The organism is Microbacterium sp. BE35, assembly GCF_031457705.1.
Lineage (GTDB): Bacteria > Actinomycetota > Actinomycetes > Actinomycetales > Microbacteriaceae > Microbacterium > Microbacterium trichothecenolyticum.
Window position 1 is genome coordinate 24144 of record NZ_JAVDXD010000007.1, and the last position, 14388, is coordinate 38531.

The window sequence follows — 14388 nt, forward strand, 5'->3', positions numbered from 1 at the left end:
CCGCATCACACCCGAAACGCACCGCATCACCCCTGAAACGGAGCACAGCATGATCACCACCCACAGGAAGCGCCTCCGGGCGATCCTGGCAGCGGGTGCGCTCGTCACGAGCGCCGCCCTCGTCCTCTCCGGCTGCGGCAGCCGCGCCGGCGACGCGGCCCCGACCGAATCCGCTGCGGCCGCCGCGAGCTGCGTCGACACGTCCGGCGACACCATCAAGCTCGGCTTCCTCAACTCCCTCACCGGGGGCATGGCGATCTCCGAGAAGACCGTGTCCAACGTCCTGCATATGGCCGCGGACGAGATCAACGCCGACGGCGGCATCCTCGGCAAGCAGATCGAGTACATCCAGGAGGACGGCGCCACCGACTGGCCGACCTTCGCGGAGAAGACCGAGAAGCTGCTCACTCAGGACTGCGTCGCCGCGATCTTCGGCGGCTGGACCTCCTCCTCGCGCAAAGCCGTCAAGCCGGTCGTCGAGGAGCACAACGGGCTGTTCTTCTACCCCGTGCAGTACGAGGGCCTCGAGGCGTCGCCCAACATCTACTACACCGGCGCGACGACCAACCAGCAGATCATTCCGGCGATGGACTTCCTCGCCGCCCAGGGCGTGAAGACGCTGTTCCTCGCCGGCTCCGACTACGTCTTCCCGCGCACCGCGAACGCGATCATCAAGCTGTACGCCGAGGAGCTCGGCATCGAGATCGTCGGCGAGGAGTACGTGCCGCTCGACAAGGACGACTGGACCACGCAGGTCGCGAAGATCGCCGCGGCGAAGCCGGACTTCATCTTCAACACGATCAACGGCTCCTCGAACGTCGGCTTCATCAAGGCCTACTACGACGCCGGCCTCACGCCGGAGACGACCCCGATCATCTCGGTGTCGATCGCCGAGGAGGAGGCTCCCGCGATGGGGCACGAGGTCACCGGCAACTACGCCTCGTGGAACTACTTCCAGTCGCTGGACACCCCCAACAACCCCGCGTTCATCGAGGCCTGGAAGGCCTACCCCGGCTCGAGCGGCGTGACCAGCGACCCGATGGAGGCCGCCTACATCTCGCTCTATCTCTACAAGGCTCTCGTCGAGGCCGCCGGCTCGTTCGACGTCGACGCGATCAACGACGCGGCGGTCGAGAACGAGATCACCGTCGACGCACCGGAGGGCGTCGTCACGCTGGACGGTGAGAACCACCACATCTCCAAGCCCGGTCATATCGGCAAGATCAACGCCGAGAACCAGTTCGACATCGTCTGGGCGTCCGACGAGTTCATCGAGCCGGACCCGTACCTCGAGGAGTACGACTGGTTCCCCGAGGACGTCCGCAAGTCCCTCGTGGCTGCCGCCGGCTGATCCTCGCAACGGATGCCGAGACCCCGTGCCGGTCGCACGGCACGGGGTCCCGGCATCCAGCCCCCTCTCCACACCGCATTCGCACAGAAGGGAGCCGCCGCATGGATGCACTCATCCCCCCGCTGCTCAACGGCAGCGCCGTGGGTGCGCTGCTGTTGCTGGCAGCCCTCGGGCTCACGCTCATCTTCGGTCAGATGGGGGTGATCAACATGGCGCTCGGCGAGTTCATCATGGTCGGCGCCTTCGTCACCTACCTGACCCAGCTGGTCGTGCCCTCCAGCGACATCTCGATCCCGCTCGCGCTGCCCGCCGCGTTCGTCGTGGCCGGCCTCCTCGGGCTGCTGCTCGAGGTGAGCATCATCCAGTGGATGTACCGCAGGCCCCTCGACACGCTCCTGGCCACCGTCGGCGTCTCGCTGATCCTGCAGCAGGTCGCACTGCAGCTCTTCCCGGCCCAGGGCGTCCCCGTGGAGAATCCCGGATGGCTCCAGGGCCAGATCGACGTCTTCGGCTACGCGTGGCCCCTCCGCCAGGCGTTCACGATCGCGCTCGCAGGAATCTGCGTCGCCGCGCTCGCCGCCTGGCTCAAGTACACGTCCTTCGGTCGCCGCATCCGCGCGACCGTGCAGAACCGCGACCTCGCCGAGACGGTCGGCGTGCGCACCCGAAACGTCGACCGCATCACGTTCTTCGTCGGGTCGGGACTCGCCGGCGTGGCGGGAGTCGCGGCGTCGCTCATCGGCGGCACGAACTCGCAGATGGGCGTGCAGTACATCATCCCGGCCTTCCTGGTCGTCGTGGCCGGTGGGATCGGGCAGATCAAGGGCACCGTCATCGCTGCGTGGGTGATCGGCGTCGCCATGGCGTTCTTCGCCGACTGGACGAGCGGGAGCCTCGCACAGGTGCTCGCCTTCGTGCTCGTCGTGGTCTTCCTCCAGCTCCGCCCGCAGGGGCTCTTCACCGTCCGCACCAGGGGGTTGGCATGACCGAGCTGACGAAGATCGAACTCGCGAGCCCCGATCTCGCGAAGCCGGAGGCGCGCAACCTCAATCCGTGGTTCTCGCTCATCGGCATCGCCGTGTTCGCGGTGCTCCTGCTGGTCGTCGCCCCTTCCGTGCTCTCGATGCACTGGATCAACAACCTGGGCAAGTACTGCGCCTGGGCGATCGTCGCGGTGGGCATCGGCCTGGCGTGGGGTCGAGGCGGCATGCTCGTCATGGGGCAGGGCGTCTTCTTCGCGCTCGGTGCCTACTCGATGGCGATGCACATGACCCTCGAGACCGCCGGGCCCGATGCGACGCCCACGTTCATGATCCTGTACGACCCGCTGGCTGCCGTTCCCGCGTTCTGGGAGCCGTTCCGCAGCGAGTGGTTCACGGTCGTGGCGATCGTGCTGCTGCCCGTGATCGTCGCCGGGGTTCTCGGCTTCGCGCTGTTCAAGCGCCGCGTCAAGGGCGCGTACTTCGCGATCCTGACGCAGGCGCTCGCGGTCGCCCTCGCAGTCCTCGTCAGCTCGACGATCCGCGAGACCGGCGGTGATACGGGGCTCAGCGGCTTCAAGTACTTCTTCGGCTACGTCCTGAACGACGACGCGAACAAGATCATGATCTACATGATCACGGTGGCACTGCTCATCGTGTGCATGCTCGTGGCCTGGCAGCTCTACCGCAGCCGCTTCGGAGAGCTCCTGCTCGCGACTCGTGACGCGGAGGATCGCGTCCGGTTCCTCGGATACGACCCGGCCAACATCAAGCTCGTCGCATTCGTCATCGCCGCCGTGATGGCGAGCATCGGCGGGGCGATGTTCGTGCCCCTCGTCGGCATCATCACGCCCCAGGAGATCGGCGCCTCCGCGTCGATCCTGTTCATCGCCGGTGTGGCCCTCGGCGGGCGCGCTTCGCTGTTCGGCCCCGTGCTGGGCGCGATGGCGATCGGCTGGGGGCAGTCCAGCCTCGCCTCGAGCTGGCCCGAAGGGTGGATCTACATCCTCGGACTGCTCTTCGTCCTGGTGACGCTGTTCCTGCCGAACGGGCTCGCCTCGCTCTTCAGCAGGATCGGCTCCGGGCTGCGGGCCGGCACCGGCAAGCGCACGAGGACCGACAGGAGGTCGGCCGCATGAACGGGACCGACGCGACGCTTCCCCTCGCCGGCGCCGGCGAGCCGCTGAAGCCTGACACCGAGACATCCGTGAAGGTGTCGAATCTCACGGTGCGCTTCGACGAGTTCACGGCCGTCGACGACGTGAGCCTGCTCATGCTCAAAGGGCAGGTGCACTTCCTGATCGGGCCGAACGGCGCCGGCAAGACGACTCTCGTCGACGCGCTCACCGGCCTCGTCCCCGCCACCGGCACGGCGATGCACGACGGCATGGACCTGCTGTCCATGAAGACCAACAAGATCATCCGCGCGGGGGTGGGGCGCACGTTCCAGACCGCGACGGTGTTCGACGAGCTCTCGGTGCTGCAGAACCTCGACATCGCCGGCGGCCTGCATCGATCGGCGTGGCGGCTGCCGCTGACCCGGCGCGGAGTCCCCGCGTACGTCGAGGAGGCGCTGGAGACCATCGGGCTCACCGCGCAGCGTGACAAGCCGGCCGGGACCCTCGCGCACGGCCAGAAGCAGTGGCTCGAGATCGGCATGCTGCTCGTGCAGGACGCGAAGGTCATGTTCCTCGACGAGCCCGTCGCCGGCATGAACGCCGACGAGCGCGACGAGACCGGGCAGCTCCTGCGCCGCATCGGCGACGAGCGCACGATCATCGTCATCGAGCACGACATGGACTTCGTCCGCAGCTACGCCGAGTGGGTCACCGTCATGCACACCGGCAAGCTCCTCACCGCGGGAACGGTCGAGCAGGTACAGGCGGACAAGCGCGTACAGGAGGTCTACCTCGGGTCCGCGGCGGACGCCGCCGTCGAAGGGAAGGGCGACCACTGATGCTCGAGATCAAGGGTGTCACCGCCGGATACGGGCGCACCAAGGTGCTCCACGACGTCACCGTCGAGATCCCCACCGGCCGAGCGGTGTCGGTGATGGGCCACAACGGTGCCGGCAAGACGACTCTGCTCCGCGTCGCCACGGGGCTGATCCCCGTGATGAGCGGCCAGGTGCTGCTCGACGGCGAGGACGTGACACGGATGCCTCCCTCCAAGCGGGTGCAGCGCGGACTGGGCTACGTCCCCCAGGGCCAGCAGTCGTTCCCGCAGATGACGACGCTCGAGAACCTCCAGCTGGTGGCGAAACGGCAGTCCGACATCGACGAGGTGTTCGACCTGTTCCCCGTCCTCAAGGAGCTGCTGAGCCGACGTGCCGGTCTGCTCTCCGGCGGGCAGCGCCAGCAGCTCGCGATCGCCCGCACGCTGCTGACGAAGCCGCGGCTCCTCGTGCTCGACGAGCCCACGGAGGGGATCCAGCCGAACATCGTCGCCGACATCGAGCGCGTCATCATCGACCTCACCCGCCGCGGCGACCTCTCGGTCCTGCTCGTCGAGCAGCATGTCGGGTTCGCACTGCGGTCCACGAACACCTTCTACGTGCTGCAGTCCGGCCGGATCACGATCACCGGGGAAGGAGGAGCCGGCGCCGTCGACACCGTGCGCAACGCGATGGCGATCTGAATCAGATCGATTCCCCGCCGCAACGCGCACGAAACACCCACACGGCAGAATCCAGACATCGTGGATGTACTGGAGGTGAGCGTGGTTGCGCCGGGCGTGAAGGCCGGCGTGCGAGGCGGGGATGCGCGCGCTGCGGCCGAGGACAGCCTGGAGGACTATGCCTTCCGCTATGTCCCGCGCTCGTTCCGGCGCTGGAGTGCCCTGTCCGTCGGAGGCACCGCGCTCGGATCCATCGCCTTCCTCGCCGACTTCTCGATCGGCGCGAGCGTCGGACTCGAGCACGGCACGACGAACGCCGTGCTCGGCATCCTTCTCGCCTCCGTCATCATTTTCCTGGTCGGATTCCCCGTCGCGTACTACGCGGCGCGGTACAACCTCGACCTCGACCTCATCGCCCGCGGCTCGGGCTTCGGCTACCACGGCTCGATCATCACGACCGTGGTGTTCGCAGGCTTCACGTGCATCTTCTTCGCGCTCGAGGGCGCGATCATGGCCCAGGGCCTGGAAGTCGCGGTGGGGATCCCGCTGCCCGTCGGCTACGTGATCTCCACGGTGGTGGTGGTCCCGATCGTGATCTACGGCATGCGGGCGCTCGAGCGGCTGCAGTTCTGGACCACGCCCCTCTGGCTCGCCCTCGCGCTGCTCCCGCTCATCTGGGTCGTGTTCACCCAGCCTGACGCGGTCACCGAGTTCATCGGGTTCACCGGCGCCTCCGACGGCACCGTGAGCTTCAGCGCCATCGTCGCGAGCGCGGCGGTGTGCTTCGCGCTGACCCCGCAGCTCGCCGAGCAGATCGACTACATCCGGGTCATGCCGCCGCGTACGGCCGCGAACTCGCGGTCGTGGTGGACCGCGTTCGTCTTCAGCGGCCCCGGCTGGGTGATCTTCAGCGGCACGAAGCAGGTGATCGGGCTCTTCCTCGCGGTCTACCTGGTGACCAAGGTGGATCCGACGATCGCCGACCGCGCCGTCGAACCGGTGAAGCAGTTCCTCGGCATGTACCAGTCGCTGCTGCCCGACTGGACCGCGCTCGCGCTCGCCCTCCTGCTGATCGTCATCGCGCAGGTGAAGATCAACGTGACGAACGCCTACTCCGGCTCGCTCGCATGGTCGAACGTCTACACACGGGTGAAGAAGCGCTACCCGGGCAGAACGGTCTTCGTGCTCTTCAACCTGGCGATCGCGCTCTCACTCATGCTGATGGACGTCTTCAGTCTCATCTCCTTCGTGCTCAGCCTCTATGCGAACGTCGTCATGGCCTGGCTCGTGACGATCTCCGCCGACATCGTGATCAACAAGCACCTGCTGCGCATCTCCCCGTTGTTCCCGGAGTTCCGCCGCGGAATGCTCCACAACTGGAATCCCGTCGGCCCCGTCTCGGTGGGGCTCGCTTCGCTGCTCTCCCTGCTGTGCTTCGCCGGCGCGTTCGGCCCGGCGATGCAGCCCTTCTCCGTGCTCGTCGCCATCGGCGTCGCGGCCGTGGTCACTCCGCTGGCGGCGATCATGACCCGTGGCCGCTACTACCTCAGGCGCACGTCGGACGGCATCCCCACCCCGATCCTCGACCGTGACGGCAACCCGTCGGGCGAGCGGCTGCGCTGCCACGTGACCGGCTACACGTTCGAGCGGCCGGATATGCTGGCCTCGGCCGAGTCGGGACCGCGCGGCGAGCTTCAGTTCGTCTCGTCCCTGGCCCTGACGCTCGACGACTCCGACCGATATGTCCTCCCGGCGGAGCCGGTCACGCCCCATCGGGATGGGCGGGGAAGGATGCTGTGATGGACGAGGCCGCCGACACGCCGTCGGTCATCCTCGCGAGCGCCGCCCTGCTGCTGCGTCAGCGTACCTTCGAGGACGTGTCGTACCTCGAACTCGCCGAGCAAGCCGGGGTCTCCGAACGCACGATCTACCGTCGCTTTCCGACGAGGTCGCACCTGCTCGAGGCACTCGCACGCTGGATCGAGGCCGAGCACTTCCCGCTCCCGGACTTCCGAACCGCAGATGAGTTCCGCGAAGCGGTCCGCGCGCGGTTCCGCGCGTACGACGCCGAACCCGCCTACGCCTTCGTCGCGGCCCGCGGCAGTGCCCTCTCACCGACCGGCGACGACTCGGCCGCACCGATCACCGAGGCGATCGTCGCGATGATCGACGCCACCGCGCCGAGCCTCAACCGCCGCGACGCGCGCCGCGCCGCAGCATCCCTCCGCTATTTCGCGTCCCCGATGTTCTGGGCGCGGATGCGGACCGGATTCGAGATGAGCGCTGACGACACCTACGGGGTGTTCGATCTCGCTGTGCGCCGGGTTCTCCCCGCGGCGACCGAGGCGAATCGAGCAGCCTAGTGGGCGCGCCCGTGCCGCCGTCGGAGCTCTCGGGAACGCAGTCGGCGATCCTCGCCGCCTACGCCGAGCTCATTGAAGAGGTCGGCACCGACGATGTGTCCTTCCGGCTGGTCGCTCTCCGCGCAGGCGTCGGCGAACGCACCGTCTTCCGTCACTACCCGACGCGGGCCGACCTTCTGCTCGCGACGGCGGCGTGGATCGAGCGCACCGTCTTCACTCGCGCCGATTCCGACTCGATCTTCGACGTGCCGATCGCCATCCGTGAAGCGATGGAGGCATACGACCGACGTCCAGAACTGGCGTACGTCGTCGCCGAGACGGCGATGCGCGGCGTCAACGGCTCGGACCCCGCGCCGCATCGTGAAGAATTCGACGGGATGCTGCGCAGAGAGGCCCCGTCGCTCACAGGCGATGACCGGCGAGCCGTCGTCGCCGCGCTGTCCCACCTCGACTCCTCGGCGACGTGGGTGACCATGCGGCGCGAACTCGGGATGAGCGGCCGCGACATCGCCGATGCTGCGACCTGGGCGGCCGAAGCCATCCTCGACCCGATCCGCGATCTCGGCGGTACCGACGGCCAGCGGCCGTGAGGCTTCCGTGTGCGCTTACGGGGTGAAGAGGACCTTCAGCGCCGTGCGCTGGTCCGTGCCCTGGGCCTGCTCGTAGGCCGACATGTACCCGACCGCGCCGAGCACCGCGTGGGTGCCGGATCAGCCCGGTGATCGGCTACGACTGATCCGCGGCCGACGGCGGGAGCCAGTCGTCACGTGCGGTCGCCGCGGCCCCGCCTCGACGACTGGGCGGCCTCGAGGAGCTCGGCGCCCACCGTCTCGGTGAGCCAGGTGCACCAGGTCGAGACCGTGCGCCAGTCGTCGGCGATGATGTCGTACGCGTCGGGCGTCCACATCCAGTCGGCCGGCGGCTCTCGCCTGCCGACCGCGAGTCGCTTGAGCTGAAGCAGCTGCAGGCGCGGGTGGTCGGCGCGGTAGCCGCGGGGTGCGGTCTTGAGGGCATCTTCGCGGCGCAACTCGAAGCCGGCGCTGCGCAGCTCCTCGAGCAGCGCATCGAGATCCTCGGCGGTGCGCGGATCGTCGACCGCTTCCCGGAAGCGGGCCAGCGCTGCGGGCGGCACGTCGTAGATGCCGCCACCCAGCATCAGGCCCTCCTCGCTCAGCTGCAGGTAATGCGCCGGGGTCGCCTGGGAGACCATGCCGATGTGCAGCTTGTAGGGGGTCTTGTCGGCGCTGAAGCGGACGTCGCGATAGGGGCGGAAGATCTTCAGCGCGCCGAACTCGGGCTCGAGTTCCGCGCCGAGCGCCTCGAACGGTCCGCGAACGGCCGTGTCGTAGCGAGCTCGGTTGACCGTCCACCACGTCTTCGTGTTGTCGGCGCGGAGCTCGGCGTAGAACGAGACGGCGTCGCGATCGAGTCCTTCGAATCCCACTCGCCGATCGTATCGACCGGATGCTGCGACAGCGGTCGTGCGCGACCGAGACGTCCTCGGCGACGATGCGGACGACGGCGAGAAGACTCCTCTCGGCTCAGCCCGCCCGCACATCCGCGTCATCCGGAACAGACGCAGGAAGTGCAAAACCTCCATGTGGAGGTTTTGTGCTAGTCTGCCCTGGCACGATCCAGTCGATCCGCACGACGATGTACGAAAGGTGTCCGAAGTGACTCGACCCGAGAGCTCGGTGCAGCTCTACACCCTGGCCGCCGCCTTCTCCGCCGACATGTCCGGCTCGCTGGACAAGCTCGCCGCGATCGGTCTGAAGAACGTCGAGGCCTTCGACTTCGTCCGTCGTCCGCAGGAGATCCGCGCCGCACTCGACGCGGCCGGCCTCGCGTCGCCGACCGGTCACGCTCCACTGCTGTCGGACGAGCTGTGGACGCCCGACGGCTCGATCCCGACCCCCGCTCCGCAGGTCGTGTTCGAGGCCGCCGCGACGATCGGCGCGACCACGGTCATCGACCCGATGGTGCCGACGGACCGCTGGCTGACCGAGGAAGGCGTCGCCGACACCGCTCGCCGGCTGAACGACCTCGTCGACATCGCCGCCGGGTTCGGTCTCACGGTCGGCTACCACAACCACGCGCAGGAGTTCCTGGCCTCGTTCGACGGCCAGACCGCGTTCGAGCGCTTCCTCGAGCTGACCGACGACCGTGTCGCCATCGAGCTCGACCTGTACTGGGCCGCCGTCGGCGGACAGGACGTCACGGCGCTGACCCGCGCCATCGGCGACCGCCTGGTCGCGCTCCACATCAAGGACGGACTGGTGCCCGCCAGCAACCCGTTCGCTCCCGACGCGCCGGCCTTCACCTCGAAGAGCCTGCAGCAGACCCACCCCGGCGATGGCGTCGTCGCGCTCTCCGACGCGCTCAACGCCGCCACCTCAGTGAAGTACGCCGTCATCGAATACGACAACGCGCCCGGCGACGTCTTCGCCGACATCGCAGCGTCGTACGCGTTCCTGCAGAACGGCGGCTTCGTCCGATGACCCGCGTCGGAGTCGGCATCATCGGCGCCGGCGTCATCAGCGACACCTATCTCAAGAACCTCACGTCGTTCCCGGACGTCGAGGTGCTGGCCGTCGGCGACCTGCTGCCCGACCGCGCGCAGAAGAAGGCCGAGGAGTACGGCGTGCCGGTGCACGGCGATGCCTCTGCGGTGCTCGACCACCCGGACGTCCAGGTCGTGGTGAACCTCACCATCCCGGCGGCGCACGTCGAGGTCTCCGAGGCCGCGATCAACGCCGGCAAGCACGTGTGGACCGAGAAGCCGGTCGGGCTCGACCTCGCCGACGTCTCCCGCATCCTGGCGGCCGCGGACGCTGCCGGACTGCGCGTCGGCTCGGCGCCCGACACGATCCTCGGACCGGGCTTCCAGACGGCCAAGCGCGCGATCGCGGAGGGCGTGATCGGCGAGCCGCTGTTCGCGCAGACCGCGTTCCAGACGCAGGGCCCCGACTTGTGGCATCCGGATCCCGCGTTCCTCTTCAGCACGGGCGCCGGCCCGCTGCTGGACATGGGCCCGTACTACATCAGCGGCCTCGTGAGCCTCCTCGGGCCGGTGGCCCGCGTGTTCGCGGCAGGCCTGCGTGCTCGCGACGAGCGGACGGTTCACCTCGGCCCCATCGCCGGCACGAACTTCGCCGTCGAGGTGCCGACGACGGTTCAGCTGACCACGGTGTTCGAGGCGGGCCAGCAGGCGCAGAGCCTGCTGAGCTTCGACTCCGCCCTCGAGCGCCATGGCATCTTCGAGGTGCACGGCACCGAGGGCACGATCGTGCTGCCCGACCCCAACCAGTTCGAGGGTCGCATCGCCTACGTGAAGCCGCTCGGCGTGCTGCGCGACGGTGCGAAGTTCGAGCAGGAGTGGATCGACGTCCCCCAGCAGGGTGCCGTCGTCGGTCGCGGGCTCGGCCTCCTCGACATGGTGCGGGCCATCGCCGAGGACCGCCCGCACGTCGCGAGCGGCCGGCTGGGCCTTCACGTGCTCGACGTCATGCTCTCCGCCGAGCAGTCCGTCGAGTCCGGCCAGTCCGTCGAGATCGAGACCACCGTCGCTCCCGTGCCGTCGGTGCCCGCGGACTTCGACCCGTTCGCAGCGACGCTCTGACACCGCATACGCACAAGAGGCCGCGTCGTCCCGTCTGGGGCGGCGCGGCCTCTTGGACATGGGGACGGATGCCGCGGCGAAGGGCGAACCCCGGGCCGCAGCATCCGTCACGGACGGCTATCCGGCGAAGTGCGCCAGGATCCTCGCGACGACGTCGGCACGAGCGGCATCCGACTCGAGCTGCTCGAGGCCGAACCCGAAGAGCAGCGTGTCGGGCGTGGCCGTGACGGCCACGACGTCGCCCAGGCCGTCTGCGATCTCGAAATCGCCGGCATTCGCAGGACTTCCGTCGGGCGCGCCGAGTACCGACCAGGCGCCGAAGCCCGCTTCGAAGCCCTCGGCCTGCGTCGGCGCTCCCGCCACGACGAGCCTGGTGTCATCGACGATGAGGCCCGCGCCGCCGGTGGACGGGTCGGTGACGTAGCTCACGACCACCTCGATGTCCTTGCCCGCGTACGCGCTGAGATCGAACGCCACGGGGATCCAGCCACCGGAGGCGCCGGTGAAGGAGTTCCACTGGCCCGTCGTGCCGGTGGGCACGCACGGGTCGCCGAGGGTCAGGTAGTGCTCGAGCTGCGGATGCTCTCCCATATAGAAGCCCGCCTCGCATTCCGTCGGTACGGCGGTGGAGGTGTTGCCGTCGAGGTCGGGAAGTGTCGTCCAGTCATCCGACCCCACGGGGCGCACCTCGACGATCACGTTGTCGTAGCCCTCTTCGAGGTCGTAGGCGATCTGCGCCTCGAAGGTCGGGGCGTCGGCGGCGGTGACGCCGGTCAGATCGAAGGTCCGGCCCAACCGCTGGTAACCGTCGTCGACGTGCGTCGCCGCCGCTGCCAGGGCTCCTTCCGCCGCGACGAGCCTGCCCGTCACGTCGGTGTAGTCCGCCGCTGCCCAGCTCTCGAACTGCGGGAAGTCGGCCACCGGGAGCCGTTCGCTGGTCGGCGTGAAAGCGCCGACCTCGTCGATCGGATTGTCCACGGTGGCCGGTCCGCCGAAGATGGCCTCGAAGCCGTCGAGCGGCTCAGCGGTGCCTGCCACGCCCTCGGCTGCCAACGGAATGCGATCGTACGCGCCCATCCAGTACTGGGTGAAGTCGTCGGCCAGCAGCAGGCAGTCACCTCCCGGATCGGTGGTGACCACGCACTCCTGATCGGGGTGGCCATCCAGACCGTAGTAGATGCCGCCGAATTGGCTCCCGCCGAGGCCGTAGTAGGCCGTCGTCTCACCGGCGTAGGCGACCTTGCCGCCCTCGTTGAGGTAGTCCCTCATGGCGATCGTCAGGTACTGCTGGCGCTCGGCCACCGCGAGGTCGGGAAGCTGCGCAGAACCGTACTGCGTGAGCTCATCCTCGGGATCCTGCGTCAGCCTGTTGTCGCCGAGGTACCAGAGCACCGTGTCGTAGTGGCCGAGCACGCCGAGGTCGTGGGGCACACCCTGCGCGTCGACATCCCACACGTCAGGGGTGACGCCGTTGGCGAGAAGGGCATCGGCGTACTCGTCGATGTACTTCGGTGCGTCGGTGCCCGCCGGGTAGGTGGGGTTCACACCCGTGTAGTCCTCGTTCGCGACGATCAGCACGGAGTTTCCGGTGTCTTGCGCGACCTCGTACGTGAAGTGCTCGCTCTCGCGGGGGCCCGCCCCCTGCTGACCCTTCGGGATGTCCTTGCCCGTGGCCGTGCCCTTGAACCACACCTCGACGTGATCGCCCGGTCTCGCGCCCGTCACGACCCCGCGGTACTCGGCGTAGTAGTCCACATTCTCGGAGCCGTAGCGCTCGCCGCCGGCCCACTCGGTGACGTCCACGGTCTTGGGGCGTCCGCCGTTGATCGTGTAGGTCATCTTCTTGGCCTTGAGCGCCTTCTTCGCCCAGACCGCAACGGTCTGCGGGTCGCCGTACGACACCGTGAACGAGTCGACGCGGAAGTCCTCGGCGTCGCGGCCCACGACGGACACCGGGTCGTCGGGGTCGATCGCCGACTCGGCGACGGCCAGCGCGAAGGGGATGTTCTTCTCGAATTCGGCCTGGATCAGAGCCTCATCGTCGGGGAAGTCGAAGCCCAGGAACTGGCAATCGTCTTCGGTCCATTCGTCGTCGGGGACGGAGTTCACGGCCGCCTCGCACGTCGACATCTCCGGAGTGAAGCCCAGTGTCCCGTGCGCCTCCTGCATGTGCGAGTCGAGGTCCCCGTTGGTGGTGTAGAGCTCCGCCGAGATGTCGGGGTCGTAGCCGGGAACGGCAGGGTTCTCGTCGTCGCCCACCATGGCCTCGTAGATCACGTCATCCGGAGAGGGCGTGGCGACCTGCCATCCGATGCCGTGCAGCAGAAGTTCGGCGGCGGAGTGGTAGTTGATCATGAACTGCGGCGTGATGTCGGCGAACAGCCCGTCGAGCGCCTGCGTCTCAGGCTCTGATGCCGGCGAGGGCCCACGGTAGGTGTCGCTTGCCGGGTTCGGAGAGGAGCCCTCGTTGTCGTAGCCCCACCGCGTCGCAGAGTTGCGGTTCAGATCGACGCCGTCACCCACCGTGATCTCGCCATTGCCGTCGTTGTCGCGCAGGTTCTTGCGCCACAGCCGCTGGCCGTCTTCGAACGTGAAGTCGTAGCCGTCGGGGTTCGCAACGGGGACGAACCACAGCTCGGTGTCATCGACCAGATCCGTGATGCGATCGTCGGTGCCGTACTCGCTCAGATAGAGGTCGAGCAGCCGCCGCACCATCTCCGGCGTGATCCACTCCCGCGCATGCTGGGCGGCGACGTACACGGTCGCCGGCTTCTTCCCGTCCTTCGCTTTCGCGACGTTCTTCGTCACCCGCACGGCGCCGATCGGCGTGCCTTGGACGGTCTCGCCGATGACACGGAACTCGGCGATCTTGGGGTGCGCCGCAGCCTGCGCCTGGAGCTCCTTCAGAATGCCGTCGTCGCCGATGTACGTGCGGAAGACGCCGCCGGTCCGCTGGAGTGATCGACGCTGACGCGAAGGGTCCGCCTGGACCTGGAGATCCGTGCCTCCGGCGGCGAGTGCGTCGACCTGTCCGCCGCTCAAGATGACCTGCACGTCGACGAGGCCGGATCCGTCAGCGCTCGGCGCCGTGACGATCTCACCACGGTCGACGCCGAGCTCGACGATGGCGGCGAGTCCATCGGAGTCGACGGTTCCCGAGTACACCGCGAGTCGGTCGTCGCCGCTCGGCGTGGGTGGACTCGCGACACTCGGCGCGGCAGCCAGCCCGGTCAGAACGAGGGCCGCCGCAGTGGCGACAGCAACCTTACGGAACATCTCTACTCCCTTGTAGCTGACGTGTCCGACCGAGGAGATCCTCGGGGAGGTCGGCGCGAAACCCTCAAGCCGCCGAACGGTCCCCATCCTGGACCCGCGTTCGAGGGCGGTCAACAGGGGTCGTGACGCCCGTTGTCGGCGCCCCTGCGTGGTCGGCCGCGGATCGCAGGGTGGACGCCGCCG

Annotated in this window: 12 protein-coding genes; 10 read left to right on the forward strand and 2 right to left on the reverse strand. The window is 68.2% G+C overall.

Annotated elements, in window-relative coordinates; all coding sequences use genetic code 11:
- The first annotated feature begins 49 nt into the window (after positions 1-49).
- The 8 genes from urtA to J2Y46_RS19670 all read left to right on the forward strand — a co-directional run bounded on the left by urtA (position 50) and on the right by J2Y46_RS19670 (position 7900).
- Complete coding sequence (urtA, locus tag J2Y46_RS19635) at positions 50-1351, forward strand: urea ABC transporter substrate-binding protein (protein WP_310244755.1); 1302 nt, start codon at positions 50-52, stop codon at positions 1349-1351.
- A gap of 101 nt (positions 1352-1452) precedes the next feature.
- Positions 1453-2337: an urea ABC transporter permease subunit UrtB gene (urtB, locus tag J2Y46_RS19640; protein WP_310244757.1), complete on the forward strand. Its 885-nt coding sequence runs from the start codon at positions 1453-1455 to the stop codon at positions 2335-2337.
- Positions 2334-3470 (forward strand): urea ABC transporter permease subunit UrtC, encoded by a 1137-nt coding sequence (urtC, locus tag J2Y46_RS19645; RefSeq protein WP_310244760.1) that lies wholly within the window; start codon positions 2334-2336, stop codon positions 3468-3470. The genes urtB and urtC overlap by 4 nt, the downstream gene beginning before the upstream one ends.
- Complete coding sequence (locus tag J2Y46_RS19650) at positions 3467-4288, forward strand: ATP-binding cassette domain-containing protein (protein WP_310244762.1); 822 nt, start codon at positions 3467-3469, stop codon at positions 4286-4288. The genes urtC and J2Y46_RS19650 overlap by 4 nt, the downstream gene beginning before the upstream one ends.
- Positions 4288-4968, forward strand: a complete 681-nt coding sequence (urtE, locus tag J2Y46_RS19655; RefSeq protein ID WP_310244763.1) for an urea ABC transporter ATP-binding subunit UrtE — start codon at positions 4288-4290, stop codon at positions 4966-4968. The genes J2Y46_RS19650 and urtE overlap by 1 nt, the downstream gene beginning before the upstream one ends.
- A 60-nt stretch (positions 4969-5028) precedes the next feature.
- A complete protein-coding gene (locus J2Y46_RS19660; RefSeq protein WP_310244765.1) occupies positions 5029-6747 on the forward strand; it encodes a hypothetical protein in 1719 nt (572 codons plus the stop codon).
- Positions 6747-7310 (forward strand): helix-turn-helix domain-containing protein, encoded by a 564-nt coding sequence (locus J2Y46_RS19665; RefSeq protein ID WP_310244767.1) that lies wholly within the window; start codon positions 6747-6749, stop codon positions 7308-7310. The genes J2Y46_RS19660 and J2Y46_RS19665 overlap by 1 nt, the downstream gene beginning before the upstream one ends.
- Positions 7310-7900 (forward strand): helix-turn-helix domain-containing protein, encoded by a 591-nt coding sequence (locus tag J2Y46_RS19670; protein ID WP_310244769.1) that lies wholly within the window; start codon positions 7310-7312, stop codon positions 7898-7900. The genes J2Y46_RS19665 and J2Y46_RS19670 overlap by 1 nt, the downstream gene beginning before the upstream one ends.
- Before the next feature lie 173 nt (positions 7901-8073).
- On the opposite strand, the gene J2Y46_RS19675 is transcribed toward J2Y46_RS19670, so the two are convergent.
- The gene (locus J2Y46_RS19675; protein ID WP_045296593.1) at positions 8074-8754 is read right to left on the reverse strand and encodes a DUF2461 domain-containing protein; all 681 of its coding nucleotides are present in this window, start codon (positions 8752-8754) and stop codon (positions 8074-8076) included.
- 229 nt (positions 8755-8983) lie between these two features.
- Between J2Y46_RS19675 and J2Y46_RS19680 the strand changes: the two genes are divergently transcribed.
- Positions 8984-9808, forward strand: coding sequence for a sugar phosphate isomerase/epimerase (locus J2Y46_RS19680; protein WP_157005297.1), 825 nt, complete (start codon positions 8984-8986; stop codon positions 9806-9808).
- Positions 9805-10929 (forward strand): Gfo/Idh/MocA family oxidoreductase, encoded by a 1125-nt coding sequence (locus J2Y46_RS19685; RefSeq protein WP_310244775.1) that lies wholly within the window; start codon positions 9805-9807, stop codon positions 10927-10929. The genes J2Y46_RS19680 and J2Y46_RS19685 overlap by 4 nt, the downstream gene beginning before the upstream one ends.
- Positions 10930-11046: 117 nt before the next feature.
- On the opposite strand, the gene J2Y46_RS19690 is transcribed toward J2Y46_RS19685, so the two are convergent.
- Positions 11047-14205 carry a M14 family metallopeptidase gene (locus J2Y46_RS19690; RefSeq protein ID WP_045296596.1) on the reverse strand — a complete coding sequence of 1053 codons (3159 nt, stop codon included), beginning with the start codon at positions 14203-14205 and terminating at the stop codon, positions 11047-11049.
- Positions 14206-14388 lie beyond the last annotated feature (183 nt).